Source organism: Kordiimonas sp. UBA4487 (assembly GCF_002389025.1).
Classification (GTDB): domain Bacteria; phylum Pseudomonadota; class Alphaproteobacteria; order Sphingomonadales; family Kordiimonadaceae; genus Kordiimonas; species Kordiimonas lacus.
The window spans coordinates 105,677-123,172 of the sequence record NZ_DGNR01000004.1; the positions used below are offsets into that span (position 1 = coordinate 105,677).

The window sequence follows — 17,496 nt, forward strand, 5'->3', positions numbered from 1 at the left end:
TTAGAAATCAGGTATCTGCCGTTATGCTTCACGCAAACGGGCATCAGGGGGATGTTTTTCTATGCCACATAAAGACCTAGCTGTCCTTGTTCTGGCCGCAGGTAAAGGAACCCGCATGAAGTCGGATCTGCACAAGGTGCTGCATCCGGTGGGTGGGCGCCCCATGCTGCATCATTTGCTTGCAACGGTGGATGAACTGGAGCCCAGCCGGAAAATCCTGGTGGTGGGCGCCGGGCGCGAGCAAGTTGAAGCCGCTGTGGAAGGCTGCGAGATCGTTACGCAAGTGGAACAACAAGGCACCGGCCACGCGGTGATGGTCGCACGCGAGGCACTTGAAGGCCACTCTGGTGACGTACTGGTGCTGTATGGCGACGTGCCTTTTGTCCCGATGGATGTGATGACTGCCATGATCGAGGCCCGTACACGCGACGCCAACGCAGGCCTTGTTGTGCTGGGGTTCACCCCTGCTGACGCGGGCCGCTATGGCCGCTTGGTGCTGGATGACGGCGGCACGCTGGAGCGTATCGTCGAATATAAGGACGCCAGCGAGGAAGAACGTGCCATCACGCTTTGTAATAGCGGCATGATGCTGATTGACGGCAGCGCCCTGTTTGGCTGGCTGGACCAATTGTCGAACAAGAATGCTGCGGGTGAATATTATCTGACAGACCTTGTGGCCGTGGCGCGCAAGGCGGGCCGCACCATCGCAGTGGTCGAGGCGGACGAAGAAGACGTGCTGGGCGTCAACAGCCGAGCTGACCTGGCGCTGGCCGAAGTCTGCTTCCAGGACGCCAAACGCGAGCAAGCCATGGATGCAGGCGTTACCCTGATCGACCCAGAAACCACCTACTTCAGCTTTGATACCGTTCTCGGCCAGGATGTGACCGTTGAACCCGGCGTGTTCTTTGGCCCCGGTGTGACGGTTGAAGACGGTGTCACAATCAAGGCATACAGCCACCTTGAAGGCGCGACCGTACGCAAAGGCGCAACCGTTGGACCGTTCGCGCGCCTCCGCCCCGCTGCCGACATCGGCGAAGGCGCCAAGATCGGCAACTTTGTGGAAGTCAAGAAAGCCACGCTGGACAAGGGCGTGAAAGTGAGCCACCTGAGCTATATCGGCGATGCGACGATCGGCGCAGACGCCAATATTGGCGCAGGCACCATCACCTGCAATTATGATGGCTTCCTGAAGTTCCAGACCACCATTGGCGCGGGGGCGTTCATTGGCTCCAACACCGCACTGGTGGCACCTGTAAGCATCGGCGACGGCGCCATGGTGGGCGCAGGCAGCGTGATCACCAAAGACGTAGACGCCGATGCCCTGGCTGTGGGCCGTGGCAAACAGATGGGCAAGGCGGGCTTTGCCGCCAGGTTCCGCGAAGAACAGGCCGCCAAGAAAGCGGCAAGCAAGAACAAGAAGGGATCCTGAGATTATGTGTGGCATTGTTGGAATTTTGGGGGCCACCCCCGCTGTCCCACGCATTCTTGAAAGTCTGGCCCGGCTTGAGTACCGCGGCTATGACAGTGCGGGCATCGCCACCGTTGAGGGCGGCACGCTGGACCGCCGCCGCGCGCCCGGGAAGCTGAGTGAACTTCGGGCCGTCATCGACGCCCATCCGCTTTCAGGCAACAACGGCATTGGCCACACACGCTGGGCCACACACGGCGAACCCACCGAAGCCAATGCGCACCCGCACATGACCGGCCGTGTGGCGATTGTCCACAACGGCATTATTGAGAACTTCCGCCCGCTCAAGGAAGAGCTGCTGACCAAAGGCGTGACGTTTGAAGGTGAGACTGACACCGAGGTTGTGGCCCGCCTGCTGACGGCCTACCTGGATGAAGGCATGCCCCCCCGCGCCGCTTTCCAGAAAACCCTCAGCCGCCTTGTCGGCGCTTTCGCTTTATGTGTGTTGATCAAAGGCGAAGACGACCTGATGTTCGGCGCCCGCGAAGGCAGCCCCCTGGTGGTAGGCTTCGGCGACGGCGAAAATTATCTTGGCTCTGACGCCATGGCGCTCGCCAGCCTGTCGAGCAAGCTGATTTACCTTGAGGAAGGGGACTGGGCGGAACTGACCCACACAAGCGTGCAGGTGTTTGATGCTGACGGCACACCGGTTGACCGCCCGACCACCATCAGCCAAGTGGCAGCTACCATGGTGGACAAGGGCAACCACCGCCACTTCATGCAGAAAGAGATTTTCGAGCAGCCAACCGTGGTGGCGCAGGCGCTGGGGCGCTATCTGGACCCGGTGGCTGGCAAAGTGCGCCTGCCAGAGATGCCTTTTGAGCTGGCAACTGTCCCGAAAGTGACCCTCGTGGCCTGCGGCACCAGTTATTATGCGGCCCTTGTGGCGCGCTACTGGATCGAAAAGCTCGCCCGCGTGCCGGTTGAAGTGGATATCGCCAGCGAGTTCCGCTACCGCGAGCCGGTTTATATGGACGGCGGCCTGGCCATCTTCATATCCCAGTCGGGCGAAACGGCAGACACGCTGGCGGCCATGCGGCACGCCAAGGCAGCCGGCCAGCGCGTGGCAACCATCGTCAATGTGATGGGGTCGACCATGGCGCGGGAAGCGGACGTGGTTCTGCCGATCCATGCGGGCGCCGAAATCGGCGTGGCCAGCACCAAAGCCTTCACCTGCCAACTCAGCGTTCTGGCAGCGCTTGCGGTTGACCTTGCTGCCGCAAAAGGCCAGATCGACGCTGCGCAGGAAGCCGCCTTCGTTGAGGAACTGGAATCCGCACCAAAGCTGATGGCGCGTGTGCTGGCGCATGACGACGCGATACAGGAAATCGCCCGCGCGATTGCTCCTGCCCGCGATGTATTGTTCGTGGGCCGAGGCATCCATTTCCCTATCGCCATGGAAGGTGCACTGAAGCTGAAGGAAATCAGCTATATCCACGCCGAAGGCTATGCGGCGGGCGAGCTGAAGCATGGCCCGATCGCGCTGATTGACGAAAATGTGCCGGTGATCGGTATCGCGCCGAATGATGAGCTGATCGACAAGACAGTGTCGAACCTGCAGGAAATCATGGCGCGACAGGGCAAGGTGATCCTGCTGTCCGACAATGCGGAAAGCGAAGCTGAAGGCATGTTTGCGCGACTTGAGATGCCGTCCGCGGGCGAACTGGTCACACCGATCCTTTATGCCATTCCGGTGCAGCTACTGGCTTATTATGCCGCCGTAGAAAAAGGCACGGACGTGGACCAGCCACGCAACCTCGCCAAGTCCGTTACGGTGGAATAATGACGGACCTCAAGGACGCCACCGGCCCGCAGGTAGGCCACGCTCTATCCGGCTTTGGCGTCAACCTGCTGGTGCGCCGCACACGGGCCGGGGTGGATTTCCTGACCGACGTGATGGGCTTTAAGTTGATCCGGGTGGATCAGGATTTCGCGCTGCTGAAACACGGTAACCAACTGTTTCAGCTGCATGCTGACCCAACCTATGCCGAGCATCCGCTGCCCTCCCTGATTGCGGAGAACGGCATACGCGGTGGCGGTGTGGAGCTGCGCCTGTTTGACGTTGACCCGGACGAGGCTGAAGCGAGAGCCGAAGAACAGGGCTATACCATCCTGCGCGAAAGCCTCGACCGGCCACACGGCCTCAGGGAATGCTACATCATGGACCCTGACGGCTATTGCTGGGTACCGTCAAAACGCATTTGAAATGACGCTTGGGGCTACTTCTCCGACCGCACGACCGGGTGCCCAGCCCCAAGCTGACGAATCTTTCTGAAGCCGCAAAGAAAAAGGCAGGAAAGGAACTGATGTCCTGCCCTGCCCCTTTTAATTCTTTTGTTCTGCCAATCAGTTGCGCGGTGTAACCGTAATGGTCAGGTCTGTCGACCGGCCGCGTTCGATCTGGATAACAGCCACGCGTGTGGGCTTCTGGAAAGTCAGGATGATATCATCGTCCTGGATTTCACTGATCAGGCCCCAGCCCTGGCTTGGCATGTTCTCTTTGTAGAATTGCATCACCTTGACCTGCTTGGCGCGCACTTCGGCAATGATCTTGCCGTATGCGTTTGCACCATTGCCCAGGATAATGGATTCCTTGGCGTCCATCGCGGAGCCCGCTGGCATCACGATGTCACCAATCATCTCGCCACTTGGCAGCGACATGTCTTCTGCCACTTTGGGCACACCGTCATCCATTGCATTCGTTGCCGTGCCGCAAGCACCAACACCAAGAATTAGAAAGGCTCCCAAGATGCCTGCCTTCAACTGTGCCATTTACGCCCTCCCTGAATATTCTTTCGCCCGGTCTATAGCCAACCGACGCGTTATACATATCTACTTGTAGTAAAGAGTGACGGGGCGACACAATGGAAAAAAATGAAAAGGCAGCTGAATTAGACGTGATATAAACTTCTTACCTGAACGAAGGGGGGAAAGTGGCAGCCAGAAAAGGTGTCGCTTGCTTGCGAGAAGCAAAACACTTTTAAATTGGAACTGGCAGCCATGCTTGAGCAGACGTATGGTGAAGCCAAGCTGATGGTACCGCACAGGATTTTCTGTGTCTGGGGCCAAAAAAAACACGACCAGGCATAGGCAAACGGACTTTAGTTATGAAACGCGCCATCATTGACCTTCATCTGGACCCGCGCGTCTACACGATTGCAGATTTCGTAAGCGATGCCGAGTGCTCGCACCTGATTGCACGCGCCAAAACCAAAACCATGGAGCGCGCCAAGGTCTCCGGCGGCGCAGAGGGTGTCCTGTCACAGGGGCGTACCAATGATGTCTGCTGGGTGGACCACACAGCAGATATTGCGTGTCGGCGGATTGCAGAGCGGGTTGCCGGGCTTGTAGGCATGCCCCTCAATCATGCTGAGCATTTCCAGGTGATCCGCTACGGGGTGGGCGAGGAATACCGCCCGCATTTTGACGCATTCGACCCGGATACGGAGGCAGGCAAACGGAATTGGGAGGGCGGCGGCCAGCGTATCATTACTGTGCTGGGATATCTGAGCAACGTCAAAAAAGGCGGCGCGACCGAATTTCCGAAACTTAAAATCACGGTACCGCCGGAAAAGGGCAAGCTGCTGGTTTTTCACAACTGCAACGCCGGCACCACCGTGCGCCATCCAATGTCGCTGCACGCGGGCTGCCCGGTGGAAGAAGGCGAGAAATGGGCCTTCAACTTGTGGTTTCGGGCGGAAAAGCGCCGAGACTGATGCGCACGCCAAAAAGAAAAGCTGCTGCAACGAGAACGAAATAATTGCGTCTGTAATACTGCAAAACCACTTGCGAAAATTGTCAGCGCTGTCATTTTGGGTGCCAGATTACGACAAACATCAGGAAAAGCTTGATTCTCCGGCACTCCTTGGTCTAAATGGCAACGTTGTCATTTATTGGAAGCATTGGTCAGAATCAAAGAGTTGGAAAAGTCATGTTCAGTTATTCGTTTGGAAATGAAAGCCTCAACAGCCAGCTGGATGCCCTGGGCATCACCGCGGCATTCCAGAAAAATCTCGACAGCGCAGTGGATTATGCAAAGGCACTTGCGGCTGACGGCCTGCTGCCGTTCGCCCGCCAGGCCCACAACGGTCCTGACGCCGGCCCGATTGAAGCCGCAGCGGCCCGCATCAAGGCGTCCTGCGACGACCTGATCGTGCTCGGGACCGGAGGCTCCAGCCTGGGCGCTCAGGCAGCCATCGCCCTCGCCCGCTTCAACAAGGGCCCTGTGCGCATCCATACGCCCGATAGCCTGTGCCCGTTCGAGATGGACTTGCTGTTCAAGGAACTGAACACCGCCCGCACCCACGTGCTGGCCATTTCCAAATCCGGCACCACGGCTGAAACGCTGGCGCAGCTTCTGGCGTGCCGCGCGTGGCTTGAGGCTGGCGACCACAGTGACAATCTGGGCGACCATTTCACTTTCATCACTGAGCCGGGTGAGCGCCCTCTGCGCACCTACGGCGAAAAGCTGGGCTCCCCGATCCTCGATCACCCGACGGATGTCGGCGGGCGCTTCAGTGTGCTCACCAACGTTGGCATGCTGCCCGTGGCCGTCTCTGGCCTTTCGGTTGAAGCCTTCCGCAAGGGCGCTGAAGCCGTATGTGACCAGTTCAAATCAGACCCAGCTACCGCAACAGCTGTCGTAGGCGCCGCGCTCACGCATACGCTGGAGCAGGAAAAAGGCGTCACCCAGGTCCTAGTAATGCCTTATGCGGAAAGCCTGCGTGCCTTCACCCGCTGGCATGGTCAGCTGTGGGCGGAAAGCCTGGGCAAGGAAGGCCTTGGCACCACACCGATCCGCGCCGTGGGCCCTGTGGACCAGCACAGCCAGCTACAGCTGTTCCTGGACGGCCCGAACGACAAATTCTGTACCTTCATCACCATCCCGAGCTTCGGCAAAGGCCCGCGCATCGATGCGGCAGAAGCAAAGGCTTATGGCCTCGATTATATGGCAGACCGCACCATCGGTGACACGGTTACCTGCCAATCGCGTGCGACGCAGGAAACGCTCAGGAAAAAAGGCCGGACGGTCAGGGAAATCGTGATCGATTCTCTTTCTGAAGAAAATTTGGGTGGCCTTTTCGTTTCCTTCATGCTTGAAACGGTCGTAACGGCGCACCTGATGGGCGTAAATGCCTTCGATCAGCCTGCCGTTGAAGAAGGCAAGATTTTGACCAGGCAATATCTATCGGAGTTGCCTGAATAACGGGGGACTTTCATGCACAGGCCGATCAAGAAGATCGTTCTTCCAGTTGCGGGGCTTGGCACCCGCTTCCTGCCGGCGACAAAGGCAATTCCAAAGGAAATGCTGCCGGTCCTCGACAAGCCGCTGATCCAGTATGCGGTTGAGGAAGCCGTTGAAGCCGGGATTGAGGAAATCATCCTCGTGACCGGCCGCAACAAGCAGGTGATGGAAGACCATTTCGATCACGCCTATGAGCTTGAAAACATCCTGCATGAAAAAGGCAAGGACAGCGCGCTTGATGTGGCGCGCTCCATGCTGCTTGAAGAAGGTCGCATCGTGTACGTGCGGCAGATGCGTCCCTTGGGGCTTGGGCACGCCATCTGGTGCGCCCGCCACCTTGTGAATAGTGATCCGTTTGCCGTCGCCCTGCCCGACGACTTGATCAAAGGCAGGCCCGGTGCGCTCAAACAAATGGTCGAGGCTTATGATGAGCTTGGCGGCAACATGGTTGCCACCATGGATGTCGCGCGCGAGGACACATCAAAATACGGTGTGATCACGCCTGGCACCAAAAAAGGCAAGCGCATTGAGGTCAAGGGCCTGGTTGAAAAACCGGATCCCGCTGAAGCACCCTCCACGTCCGCTGTTGTAGGCCGCTATATCCTGCAGCCACAGGTGATGGATATCCTGAGCGAAACCAAAGCTGGCGCGGGCGGCGAAATTCAGCTGACAGACGCCATGGCGAAGCTGATCGGCACACAGCCGTTCCATGCGCTTGAGTTTGATGGCCGCCGTTTTGACTGCGGCAGCAAGCTTGGCTGGCTTCAGGCGAACCTCGCGATGGCGGCGGAAGACCCGCACATGGCCGCGGGCGTCAAGGCGATGATCAGCGAATTCAAATAGGCCAACCCCTAATAGGTTTGGAGCCGACCCTTGGGCCGGCTCCTTTTCATTCTATTTCTCGCCTTCGCGGTGAAAATCATCCTCCAGCCGGACGATATCGTCCTCGCCCAGATAGGAGCCTGATTGTACTTCAATCAGCCTGAGCGGAATCTTGCCCGGGTTCTCGAGCCGGTGCACGGCGCCAAGCGGCAGGTAGATGGATTGGTTTTCGCTCAGAAGATGGGTTTCCTTGTCGCGGGTCACGACCGCCGAGCCCTCCACAATCACCCAGTGCTCTGCCCGGTGATGGTGTTTCTGCAGACTTAACCTCTTACCGGGATAAACTTCAATTTCCTTGACCTGATAGCGGTCACCAAGCGCCAGCGTCTTATAGTTGCCCCAGGGCCTGTAGACGACGGAATGGAAATGTGCTTCTTCCCGGCCCGCACCCTTCAGCCGGTCGACAATTTTTTTCACGTCCTGATCTCGGCTTTTATCAGCCACCAGCACTGCATCATCAGAGGTGACCACAATCAGGTCCTTTACCCCCAGCGTGGCCACAAGCATGCCGTCGCCCTGGTGAATGAAACTGTCTGATGTGTCCTCGAGCATCACATCACCGTGGGCCACGTTGCCGCAGGCATCGGCTTTCTGCACATCTGCAAGGGCCGTGAAGCTGCCAACATCCGACCAACCAAACTCAGCCGGCACTACAGCCGCCTTATCAGTGGGCTCCATGATGGCATAGTCGATGGATTCGGCGGGTACAGCCCCAAAGTCCGCCTCAGCCATGCGCAGGAAGTTCAGGTCTTCACGTGCGCCAGCCAGCGCCTTTTCGGTGGCCGCCAGCATCTCTGCCTGGTGGCGCCGGAATTCATCAAGAATCACATCGGCGCGGAACAGGAACATGCCGCTGTTCCAGCTGTAGGTCCCGGCATCCAGATAGGCTTGCGCGGTGGCTGCGTCGGGCTTTTCCTTGAAGGCATCAACGCGAAATGCGCCGTCACAGCCATCCAGCGGACTGCCTGCAGCAATGTAACCATAGCCGGTCTCTGCGCGCGTGGGCGCCATACCGAAGCAGCACAGGTGGCCTGCCGCAGCCGCTACAGCCGCCTTCTTGACCGCCTTGTGGAAACCCGGTGCGTCCATGATCACATGATCAGACGGCAGGAACAGCAGAAGCGCTTCCGGGTCATCCTTTGCGGCCAACAGCGTCGCTGCAGCAATCGCTGGCGCGGTGTTGCGCCCAAGCGGCTCCAGCAATATCTGGGGCATGGATATGCCTACCTTTTCTGCCTGCTCGTTGACAATGAAACGGTGATGTTCGTTGGCCACGACAAGTGGCATATCAAAGCCATAATCGACACCAACACGCTCAAGTGTTTGGGCAAACAGGCTTTTGCTTCCCAATAGCGGCAGGAACTGCTTTGGGTATTTGGACCTGGAAAGCGGCCAAAGGCGAGACCCGGAACCACCGGAAAGTATGACAGGTTTAATTTTTTTCACGAAGTCACCAAATCTCTTAACGCTTTGAAATTAATACATTTAATAAAAACTATGACGTACACCCGGATTGTACCGCCCGACCGCCTTCGGTTTCAAGGAAACTTGCGCCAGTATCGAAACTTAGCCAATCCCCCAGCTGTTGCGGCGCACCGCTGAAGGCTTCCCAATCCATATCAATCTTCAGGCCCGGCGTACTACGTTTCACCATTGTTGCAGCCAATAGCCGCCCCAGTTGATGCTCACCCGCCGGAATGTGCAGCGTGCTATAGTCGCCCGCACGCAGATCACGTACCAGGCAGCGCGCCTCACGCCTGAGCGCCTTGCCAAGCGGCAACGCCGTCAGGTTTGCATCCAGATGCGACCGGACATACCTGTAAATGCCCTGCCCCAGCGGGGCTGCAGGTGCTGTGTCATTGGGGCCAAAGGCCAGAATGCGTTCTGCATCGTCCAGGGACGACAGGGCTTGTGCGAATTTCGGGTCATGGCTGAGGAAGCACATGCGCGCGAGCAGCGTACGCGCCCGCACCCGGTCCTGTTCGGCTATCAGGTCCGCCAGCAGAAGGATCATGGCTGTCAGATCGCGGGAGCCCACCACCTGGGCAAAATCAGCCAAATTTGGTCGGCTATCCGCACGCGCCAGCTTCAACTGGCCATCAAGGGCAACCTTCTGCCCCCTCACTGCACGAGCGAAGGAAATTTCAACAAACATGGCCCCTCTTGGCGGATCCAGCCACAACCGTTGTACGCCGGCATTGGGGGCCGGGTCTGCAAACAGGCGGTGAATCACCGGCTGCCGGAGCGCAACTTTACGCAGTCCACGATAACGGATGGTGACATCCACTGCCCCCCGCGCCATTTCTCGGGCGTCCGTCACGAAGCTGATATCCAGGTAGCGCGCGCCCCGCACCGGCAGCGCGAACACCCGCCTTACTGGCCGCTTCTTCAGCACAACCCTTTGATGGCCTCCGACGCCGAAGGCAGCAAAACGTGACGCGGCAAAATCGCGCCGTCCCAGCTCCCGATACCCTTGAAGCGCTGTCATGCCGTTCCCCTTAGCCGGGCAGAAAGGGCCGAAAAAAAGCGATCCGAAAGGCGGGTCGGGCTGTTGGCCAATGCCCAGTCGTTCAGACGTGTCACCACTCCGGCGTCATTTGCCAATGCAAGGCCAGACAGGCACGCTTGATGGCAACTATCCATGTTTCCCGGCTCGAACGGCAGCACACAATTTTCCGCCCCTGGCAGGGACCGCGCCATCATATCCGGCACCACCGAGGGCTTGCCAAACGTGGCTGCTGTCGCCATGACGCCTGAGTTCAGGCCAATCGGGTATGGGCATACCACCACGTCTGCCGCCTTGAAGAAGGTTTGCACCGCCTGGTCATCCACATGTGTCTGGAACAAACGCATGTCCGCGCGCCCCGACGTCAGCGCCAGGATTTCTTCCATAAATGCCGGTTTGCCCGGGATGCCGGCAATCAGCACCCTGCCCTTGCCTTCAAGCCGGGCCTGCAGCCTGTCAAACGCAGCCAGAAACTGGCGCGTGCCCTTGTGAGGCCCGAGCGACCCGAACAGCAGGAAGACCTTGTCGTCCGGGTTCAGGTTCAGGTTAAAGCGCGCCTGACGGGCACACATATAATCACCATAAACACCCTGATAAGACGGATGCGGCACCGAAATGGTCTTGGCTTCATCGATACTGTAATATTGCTGACACAAGCCGCGCGTCTCTGGGTTCATCACGTGAATCACATCCGCGATCTTCGCCATTCCGGCACGCAGCGCTTGTTCTTCTTCAGGAAACAGAGCGGCATGGGACAGAATATTATGGGCCGTCCAGACGATGCTATGGCCAGCATCTTTCTGCCGTTTCAGCTTCTCGAGGAAATGATCAGCCGCCTTTTTCGCAGTGTTCTTGTTACCTGACGTGTCAAACACCCGGTGCAGCCAATGATAGTGCAGCACCAGCTGCATATCTGCAGGCAGGTCTTCCACGTCGTCTATGGCTTTCAGGGGAAAACAGGCAAACCCATGATCAAACCCGCGCGCATAGAGCATGCGCTGATAAGGATTACGGCTGGCATGCGGGAAGAAAGCCAACAGTTTTCCAGCACTTCCGCTGAAGCCTGCTGCCATAAGGGCATCCATGCCGTCCGTGCATTCCTCGTAAAGAGATCGCCCCAATCCGTGCTGCCTGATACCGCGCATATATGCCGCAATTCCTGATTATCGAAACTCTGCCTTTGCAAGGCCTTATCCTTTTAATATAAAGGCGTCCATATTGATACCACATCTATTTTAGCAGTCTGTGTTTAGGGGGCCCGATGAAAGTTGAAGAATTCCCGATCAAGGGGCTTTATGCCTTTACGCCGAAGCAGTTTGGCGATGACCGCGGTTTTTTCTCGGAGACCTTCAACGCGCGCGCTTTTGAAGAAGTCGTGCCGGGTGTCACCTTCGTGCAGGACAACCACTCTCTGTCACGCGATCCGGGTGTGATCCGCGGCCTGCATTTCCAGACGCCACCGCATGCTCAGGGCAAGCTGGTGCGGGTAACCCGCGGCCGGGTTTTGGATGTGGCCGTGGATATCCGCAAGGGCTCGCCCACATATGGCCAACATGTGGCTGTGGAACTAAGCGCCGATAACTGGACTCAGTTCTGGGTACCTGCAGGTTTCGCTCACGGCTTCTGCACGCTGGAGCCGGACACAGAGTTCCTCTATAAGGTGACCGACTATTACGCACCTGATTGCGACAGCGGCATTGCTTTTGATGACCCGAACCTCGGGATCGACTGGCCGTTTGACCGCAACAGCGCCACCCTTTCGGGCAAGGACGCAGGCCTGCAGGCGTTCCATGATTTCGAATCGCCCTTCACATATGACGACAAAGCATAAGGCAGCAATTCCATGAAAGTTTTGGTAACAGGCGGCGCGGGTTTTATCGGTTCGGCGGTTTGCCGCTATCTGGTGGGCGAACTGGGGCACACCGCAATCAATGTGGACAAGCTGACGTACGCCGGCAACCTGTCGACGCTGAAGGAAATTGAGGACAGCCCCAACTATCACTTCGAGAAGGTCGACATCTGCGACCGCGCTGCATTGGATGATGTGTTTAAGCGCCACAAGCCGGACGCGGTGATGCACCTGGCGGCAGAAAGCCATGTGGACCGCTCCATCACCGGGGCGGCTGACTTTATCCAGACCAATATCGTTGGCACATTTCAGATGCTGGAGGCCGCACGCGACCACTTCAATTCGCTCGATGACGCGGGCAAAAAAGCCTTCCGCTTCCTGCATGTCTCCACCGATGAAGTCTATGGCTCGCTGGGCGCTGACGGCCTGTTTGAAGAAACCACGCCTTATGACCCTTCCTCGCCCTATTCGGCGTCGAAGGCATCAGCCGACCATCTGGCGAATGCCTGGTTCGAGACATACGGCCTGCCAGTGGTGATCTCCAACTGCTCGAATAACTATGGGCCCTATCACCTGCCCGAGAAATTGATCCCACTGATGATCCTGAATGCGCTGGACGGCAAGCCTCTGCCTGTATACGGCGACGGCTCCAACGTGCGCGACTGGCTCTATGTGGATGATCACGCCAAGGCCCTGTTCACCATCATGACCACAGGCCGATTGGGCGAAAAATATAACGTGGGCGGCAGAAACGAGCGCACCAACCTTGAGGTTGTCAAGCGCATCTGCACCATCCTTGAGGAGCTGCGCCCCAAGAATACGCCCTACCGCGACCAGATCACCTTCGTGACCGACCGCCCGGGCCATGATGTTCGTTATGCCATCGACGCCACCAAGCTTGAGGATGAACTGGGTTGGAAAGCGGAAGAAAACTTCGAAAGCGGCATCAAGAAAACCATTGAATGGTATCTGGATAACGAATGGTGGTGGGCGCCACTTCGCGAGCACGCTGGCGAACGCAAGGGCGTGCTGAAAGGCAAATGATGCGAATTTTCGTTGCCGGATCGTCTGGACAGGTGGCGCTCTCGCTCAAGGAAGCGGCAGTACGCCAAGGCATTGACCTTATCTGTGCCGGGCGGCCAGAGTTTGACCTGACAGACACTGACGGGATGCGGGCAGCGATTGAGGCTTATGGCCCTACCGCCATCATCAATGCAGCAGCTTACACCGCTGTCGACAAAGCGGAAGAGGAAGAAGCCCTGGCCACTGCCATCAATGCAGATGGTGCCGCAGCGCTCGCGGCCATCGCAGCTGACCTTGATGTCCCTTTCCTGCATATCTCCACCGACTATGTCTTTGCTGGCGGGAAAGAAGCCCCCTATGTGGAGGACGACCCTACAGGCCCCACAGGCGCCTACGGCCGGTCGAAGTTGAAGGGCGAAGAGGCCGTGATGGCTGCCAACCCGAACGCCATGGTCTTCCGCACTGCGTGGGTCTATAGCCCGTTTGGCAAAAACTTCCTGAAGACCATGCTGTGGCTGGCCAAAACCCGCGATGAGCTGGGTGTGGTGGCGGACCAGGTTGGAAACCCCACCTACGCGCCTGATATCGCCGACGCGCTTCTCGCGGTACTGGCGCGTATTGATGCCGGTGGCTGGAAACCCGATTATGCCGGTGTCTACCACCTGGCGGGAACCGGCGATGTCAGCTGGCACGGCTTTGCCGAGGCGATCTTTGAGGCGGGTACCGCATACGGCCTCAAGCGCCCAAAGGTGAATGCGCTGACGACAGACCAGTATCCAACACCGGCCAAAAGGCCAGCCAATTCGCGCCTGGACTGTAGCAAGCTGGGCGAGACGTTTGACGTGCACCTGCCGTCGTGGGAGCAGAGCATGCTTAGTTGCGTGAACAGGCTTTCCGAAGCCGGGGAACTGAGCTAGGCTCTGGCGAAACACCCCAGACGGGGTAACGAGTTTATTAAACGGGGGAAACCATGAAGGGTATCATTCTGGCGGGTGGCTTGGGCACAAGGCTCTATCCGATCACCAAAGCCATCAGCAAGCAGCTGCTGCCGGTTTACGACAAGCCAATGATCTATTATCCGCTGACGACACTGATGCTGGCAGGCATACGGGAAATCCTGATCATCTCAAGCCCTGAACACCTTCCCCTTTATCAAAGCCTGTTGGGTGACGGATCGCAGTGGGGCATTGAGCTTCATTATGCCGAACAACCTGATCCGGGCGGGCTGGCACAAGCCTTCCTGATCGGCGAACAGTTCGTGGGTGGACAGCCATCCGCATTGGCGCTGGGCGACAACATCTATTATGCCGCCGGTTTCTCGACCTACCTGAAACAAGCCGGGCGCGTTGAAAATGGCGCGTATGTCTTTGCCTATCCAGTGGGCAACCCCGAAGCTTTCGGCGTTGTGGAAATGAGCAAGGACGGCCGGGCGCTGTCGATTGAAGAAAAGCCGGAAAACCCAAAAAGCAACCTTGCGGTTACCGGCCTCTACTTTTACGATAAAGATGTGGTGGATATTGCAAAATCGATCAAGCCTTCCGCCCGCGGCGAGCTGGAGATCACCAGTGTCAATGACGTGTATCTGCAGCGCGGCGACCTGAATGTGATCAAGCTGCAGCGCGGTACAGCCTGGCTTGATACCGGCACGGTGGACAGCTTGCTTCAGGCCAGCCATTTCGTGCAGACCATTGAAGCCCGTCAGGGCCTCAAAATCGCCTGCCCCGAAGAGGTGGCCTGGCGGGGCGGCTTTATCACCGACGCCCAGCTTGAGGAAGTCGCCGCTGGCTACAAGAATAGCTACGGCACCTACCTGAAGGGCATCTTGAAGTTTGGTGCTGACGGCTATCTGTAGGCCTGACCGCACGATACCACTGGCGCAACTGCCCCATCCCGGGGTCAAGCATGGGATACAGGCATTTGATTGGGCACTGGTTCAAACGCAAACCGACTGACTGCACGGCCGAGGACGTCCGCTTCCTCTATCTGCTCTGTCTTGGTCGCGCGCCGCTGGACGGTGATGAAATCTCACCGCTTGTTGGGGCCCGCTTTTTCGCGACCCTGAAGCTGCTCCTTGGCAAGCAGGAAACCCGCCTTTCTGTTTTGGCGCGGCTGGACCTTGGCAAGCAGCCCCCGCATGCCAGCCTTTCCGAGCTTGAGCTATGCGACCTGGCCGCGGGCCTGCAGGCGCATTTCGGCCTTGAGGCTTTCAAAGAACCCCTGCATTGGCTGGATATCCTGACAGCCGCTACAAATGCAACGCGCTTTGAAAAGGCCTTTCTTTCGCACTATAGCCACCTGCGGCTGGATGCTTTCCGGCAAGGCCTTCAGGATCTCAAGGGCAAGCCAGACGCTGATATCAAAGGCCGGGTCACCCGCGTGGTCGGACAGGAAGTGGTTGGCCAGGCGATCAACCGCCGGGCACCTGATGCGCCACTGGTGCTGGATTTCTACCTCAACGGCCTGTATGCGGGCACAACCCACGCTGACCTACCGTGCGACCAGTTTGCCGGTGACTTCGGCGGATTGACCCCTTGGGGCTTCCGCCACCAATTTACCGTGCCTGACGCACTGAAAACCTGCGACCGCCTGACCCTGTCCATCTTCGAGAAAGAAAGCGGCGCACCCGTTATTGGCGCACGCGAGATGGTGATCAGCCCAACTCTCGGCGTGGAGGTGATGCAGCGACTGTCCGCAGAATTGGCTGGATTGCGGGACCATGCCCATGGCAGTGATGCTGTCCTGGCCCGCCTCGACCAGATAGAAGCGCAATTGCCGCGCCTGCAGCAATATGCATCCTTCCCACTATCGCAATATGCCCTGTTCAAGGAAACCTTCCCTCTGGCGCCGCCACAGTGGCTGGCGCGGTGCGATGTGCGCTTTGATATTCTGGTGTATGACACTGGCGACGCCGATGCACTGCAGGCAACCCTTACCAGTGCGAGGCGTCAGTCTTTCCCGGCACAGTCTGTCGTGATTGTCGGCAAGGAAGGCACGCAGAACCCGGCAGCCGCCTACACCAGCGCCGTGCCCGGTTTGGAGGGCACCCACATCCTGATGCTGGAAGCGGGCGATAAACTGGCCATGCATGCCCTGGCCTGGATTGCACGCAGCGTGGAAGACCATGCAAGCGCCCATGTCTTTTATGCCGACTATGACCATTATGAAATCGGCGCACATCCTCATCTGGAGCCCTGCTTCCAACATGCGTTCGACTATGACATGCTGTTGCAACACAATAGTTTCAGCCGTGCCTTCGCCATTGAACGGGAGCAGTTGCTGAGCTTGGGAGCATTCGACGAGAATGCCGGCCAGTGTTTCCACCAGTATCTGCTCATGCGGCACTATGAAATGTTCGGCGACAAGGCTTTTCATCATATTCCGCGCATGCTCTGGCACCTGGAGAAGCGCCCTGTAGACCCACAGCGGCAACATCTGCTTGAAGAAGACCAGATTCGAGTTTGCCAGAGCCACTTGAAGCGACGCGGTATTGCAGCCACCGCCGTCCCGATGAACGACCCCTATACCGGGCCGGTGGATGACACGCTCATGCTGTCCTGGCCAGTGGACAAAAGCCTGCCCAAACTGGGCATTATCATCCCGACCAAGGACCGGATTGAACTGATCAAGCCGTGTGTGGAAAGCCTGCTGGCCACGCTCGACCATCCTGACCGCACAGAAATCATCATTGTCGACAACGGATCGGAAGACCATGCTGTCCTGCAGTGGTTTGCTGACGTGCAGGAAAACGGCACCGTCACCGTGGTACGGTCTGACACGGCCTTCAACTGGTCGCACCTGAATAATATTGGTGCTGCTGCGACAGATGCTTCTTATCTGCTGTTCCTCAATGACGATACGTTGGCTATGGACAAGGGCTGGGACACAGTTCTGCGTGGCCAGCTGGCGCGCAACAGTGTCGGAGCCGTTGGCGCCCGCCTTCTTTACCGCAACGGCACGCTGCAGCATGGCGGCATGGTGCTTTATGGGCTTGATGATGTGCGCCACGAGGGCATGGGCGACCCATGCAACGCACCTCATCCGATGCACCGTACAAGGCGGTGTCATGCCTGCGTTGCTGTGACCGGCGCATTTCTGGCCTGCCGCCGCACAGATTTTAACGCTGTTGGCGGCTTTGATGAGGCGTTCACCGTTACCTACAATGATGTGGATTTCTGCTTCAAGATGCGCCAGCAAGGCCTCCGGGTGCTTTATGAACCCCAAATCACCTTCCAGCATTTCCAGTCTGAAAGCAGGGGCAATGATGCCCGAGACGAAGCCAAGCGGGCACGGGCGCTTAAGGAAGCGTCCCTGATGGCAGGTCGGTGGCAGCACCAATTCCACGGAGACCCCTTTTACCCCAGGGCTTTTGCGCGCACTGGTAGCCCCTTCACATGCCTCGCACCACCCATACTGGAATCAGCCAATCCATCGTAGCCGTTGACTAGGCCCAACGGCCACAGACTGCTTGTATTTCCCTCTAGAATCCGCTAGGTCGCGTATCGAAGGTGTTCCTCACAGACAAA

The 17,496-nt window shown here is 58.0% G+C and carries 15 protein-coding genes; 11 read left to right on the forward strand and 4 right to left on the reverse strand.

All coding sequences use genetic code 11. The annotated features are described in order from the left end of the window. Positions 1-61: 61 nt before the first annotated feature. Genes glmU through B3Z17_RS04230 form a run of 3 tightly spaced genes read left to right on the forward strand, consistent with a single transcriptional unit; the run spans position 62 to position 3,673 of the window. Positions 62-1,429, forward strand: a complete 1,368-nt coding sequence (glmU, locus tag B3Z17_RS04220) for a bifunctional UDP-N-acetylglucosamine diphosphorylase/glucosamine-1-phosphate N-acetyltransferase GlmU (protein WP_286828678.1) — start codon at positions 62-64, stop codon at positions 1,427-1,429. 4 nt (positions 1,430-1,433) lie between these two features. Further along, complete coding sequence (gene glmS / locus B3Z17_RS04225) at positions 1,434-3,251, forward strand: glutamine--fructose-6-phosphate transaminase (isomerizing) (RefSeq protein WP_286828679.1); 1,818 nt, start codon at positions 1,434-1,436, stop codon at positions 3,249-3,251. Continuing rightward, positions 3,251-3,673, forward strand: coding sequence for a VOC family protein (locus B3Z17_RS04230; RefSeq protein WP_286828680.1), 423 nt, complete (start codon positions 3,251-3,253; stop codon positions 3,671-3,673). The genes glmS and B3Z17_RS04230 overlap by 1 nt, the downstream gene beginning before the upstream one ends. Before the next feature lie 141 nt (positions 3,674-3,814). Here the strand turns inward: B3Z17_RS04230 and B3Z17_RS04235 are convergent, their stop codons facing one another. Beyond that, a complete protein-coding gene (locus B3Z17_RS04235) occupies positions 3,815-4,240 on the reverse strand; it encodes a hypothetical protein (RefSeq protein ID WP_068303619.1) in 426 nt (141 codons plus the stop codon). A gap of 335 nt (positions 4,241-4,575) precedes the next feature. On the opposite strand from B3Z17_RS04235, the gene B3Z17_RS04240 reads away from it, so the two are divergent. From B3Z17_RS04240 to galU, 3 genes are all read left to right on the forward strand, one after another. Next, positions 4,576-5,184, forward strand: a complete 609-nt coding sequence (locus tag B3Z17_RS04240) for a 2OG-Fe(II) oxygenase (RefSeq protein ID WP_068303627.1) — start codon at positions 4,576-4,578, stop codon at positions 5,182-5,184. A 215-nt stretch (positions 5,185-5,399) separates the two neighbouring features. Beyond that, positions 5,400-6,674 carry a hypothetical protein gene (locus tag B3Z17_RS04245; RefSeq protein ID WP_286828681.1) on the forward strand — a complete coding sequence of 425 codons (1,275 nt, stop codon included), beginning with the start codon at positions 5,400-5,402 and terminating at the stop codon, positions 6,672-6,674. A gap of 12 nt (positions 6,675-6,686) precedes the next feature. Next, a complete protein-coding gene (gene galU / locus B3Z17_RS04250) occupies positions 6,687-7,556 on the forward strand; it encodes a UTP--glucose-1-phosphate uridylyltransferase GalU (RefSeq protein ID WP_286828682.1) in 870 nt (289 codons plus the stop codon). 51 nt (positions 7,557-7,607) lie between these two features. On the opposite strand, the gene B3Z17_RS04255 is transcribed toward galU, so the two are convergent. From B3Z17_RS04255 to B3Z17_RS04265, 3 genes are read right to left on the reverse strand one after another with little or no spacing between them, the layout of a single operon-like run. Further along, positions 7,608-9,041 carry a mannose-1-phosphate guanylyltransferase/mannose-6-phosphate isomerase gene (locus tag B3Z17_RS04255; protein WP_286828683.1) on the reverse strand — a complete coding sequence of 478 codons (1,434 nt, stop codon included), beginning with the start codon at positions 9,039-9,041 and terminating at the stop codon, positions 7,608-7,610. 49 nt (positions 9,042-9,090) lie between these two features. After that, entirely contained in the window at positions 9,091-10,083 is a 993-nt protein-coding gene (locus B3Z17_RS04260; RefSeq protein WP_286828684.1) for a hypothetical protein, read from the reverse strand. Beyond that, positions 10,080-11,246, reverse strand: coding sequence for a glycosyltransferase (locus B3Z17_RS04265; RefSeq protein ID WP_286828685.1), 1,167 nt, complete (start codon positions 11,244-11,246; stop codon positions 10,080-10,082). Before B3Z17_RS04265 ends, B3Z17_RS04260 begins: the two co-directional genes overlap by 4 nt. 116 nt (positions 11,247-11,362) lie before the next feature. Here B3Z17_RS04265 and rfbC point away from each other — a divergent pair, with 116 nt between their 5' ends. Genes rfbC through B3Z17_RS04290 form a run of 5 tightly spaced genes read left to right on the forward strand, consistent with a single transcriptional unit; the run spans position 11,363 to position 17,407 of the window. Further along, positions 11,363-11,932 (forward strand): dTDP-4-dehydrorhamnose 3,5-epimerase, encoded by a 570-nt coding sequence (gene rfbC, locus B3Z17_RS04270; RefSeq protein ID WP_286828686.1) that lies wholly within the window; start codon positions 11,363-11,365, stop codon positions 11,930-11,932. A 12-nt stretch (positions 11,933-11,944) separates the two neighbouring features. Beyond that, positions 11,945-12,994 carry a dTDP-glucose 4,6-dehydratase gene (rfbB, locus tag B3Z17_RS04275; protein ID WP_286828687.1) on the forward strand — a complete coding sequence of 350 codons (1,050 nt, stop codon included), beginning with the start codon at positions 11,945-11,947 and terminating at the stop codon, positions 12,992-12,994. Continuing rightward, positions 12,991-13,890: a dTDP-4-dehydrorhamnose reductase gene (rfbD, locus tag B3Z17_RS04280; protein ID WP_286828688.1), complete on the forward strand. Its 900-nt coding sequence runs from the start codon at positions 12,991-12,993 to the stop codon at positions 13,888-13,890. The genes rfbB and rfbD overlap by 4 nt, the downstream gene beginning before the upstream one ends. Positions 13,891-13,943: 53 nt before the next feature. Next, positions 13,944-14,825 (forward strand): glucose-1-phosphate thymidylyltransferase RfbA, encoded by an 882-nt coding sequence (rfbA, locus tag B3Z17_RS04285; protein ID WP_068303650.1) that lies wholly within the window; start codon positions 13,944-13,946, stop codon positions 14,823-14,825. Positions 14,826-14,875: 50 nt separating this feature from the next. After that, entirely contained in the window at positions 14,876-17,407 is a 2,532-nt protein-coding gene (locus tag B3Z17_RS04290) for a glycosyltransferase family 2 protein (protein ID WP_286828689.1), read from the forward strand. The last annotated feature ends 89 nt before the right edge of the window (positions 17,408-17,496 follow it).

What these genes read in the sequence shown, in the direction of transcription:
- glmU (WP_286828678.1), top strand. Translation starts at nt 62, where the DNA reads ATGCCACATAAAGACCTAGCTGTCCTTGTTCTGGCCGCAGGTAAAGGA.
- glmS (WP_286828679.1), top strand. Translation starts at nt 1,434, where the DNA reads ATGTGTGGCATTGTTGGAATTTTGGGGGCCACCCCCGCTGTCCCACGC.
- B3Z17_RS04230 (WP_286828680.1), top strand. Translation starts at nt 3,251, where the DNA reads ATGACGGACCTCAAGGACGCCACCGGCCCGCAGGTAGGCCACGCTCTA.
- B3Z17_RS04235 (WP_068303619.1), bottom strand. Translation starts at nt 4,240, where the DNA reads ATGGCACAGTTGAAGGCAGGCATCTTGGGAGCCTTTCTAATTCTTGGT.
- B3Z17_RS04240 (WP_068303627.1), top strand. Translation starts at nt 4,576, where the DNA reads ATGAAACGCGCCATCATTGACCTTCATCTGGACCCGCGCGTCTACACG.
- B3Z17_RS04245 (WP_286828681.1), top strand. Translation starts at nt 5,400, where the DNA reads ATGTTCAGTTATTCGTTTGGAAATGAAAGCCTCAACAGCCAGCTGGAT.
- galU (WP_286828682.1), top strand. Translation starts at nt 6,687, where the DNA reads ATGCACAGGCCGATCAAGAAGATCGTTCTTCCAGTTGCGGGGCTTGGC.
- B3Z17_RS04260 (WP_286828684.1), bottom strand. Translation starts at nt 10,083, where the DNA reads ATGACAGCGCTTCAAGGGTATCGGGAGCTGGGACGGCGCGATTTTGCC.
- B3Z17_RS04265 (WP_286828685.1), bottom strand. Translation starts at nt 11,246, where the DNA reads ATGCGCGGTATCAGGCAGCACGGATTGGGGCGATCTCTTTACGAGGAA.
- rfbC (WP_286828686.1), top strand. Translation starts at nt 11,363, where the DNA reads ATGAAAGTTGAAGAATTCCCGATCAAGGGGCTTTATGCCTTTACGCCG.
- rfbB (WP_286828687.1), top strand. Translation starts at nt 11,945, where the DNA reads ATGAAAGTTTTGGTAACAGGCGGCGCGGGTTTTATCGGTTCGGCGGTT.
- rfbD (WP_286828688.1), top strand. Translation starts at nt 12,991, where the DNA reads ATGATGCGAATTTTCGTTGCCGGATCGTCTGGACAGGTGGCGCTCTCG.
- rfbA (WP_068303650.1), top strand. Translation starts at nt 13,944, where the DNA reads ATGAAGGGTATCATTCTGGCGGGTGGCTTGGGCACAAGGCTCTATCCG.
- B3Z17_RS04290 (WP_286828689.1), top strand. Translation starts at nt 14,876, where the DNA reads ATGGGATACAGGCATTTGATTGGGCACTGGTTCAAACGCAAACCGACT.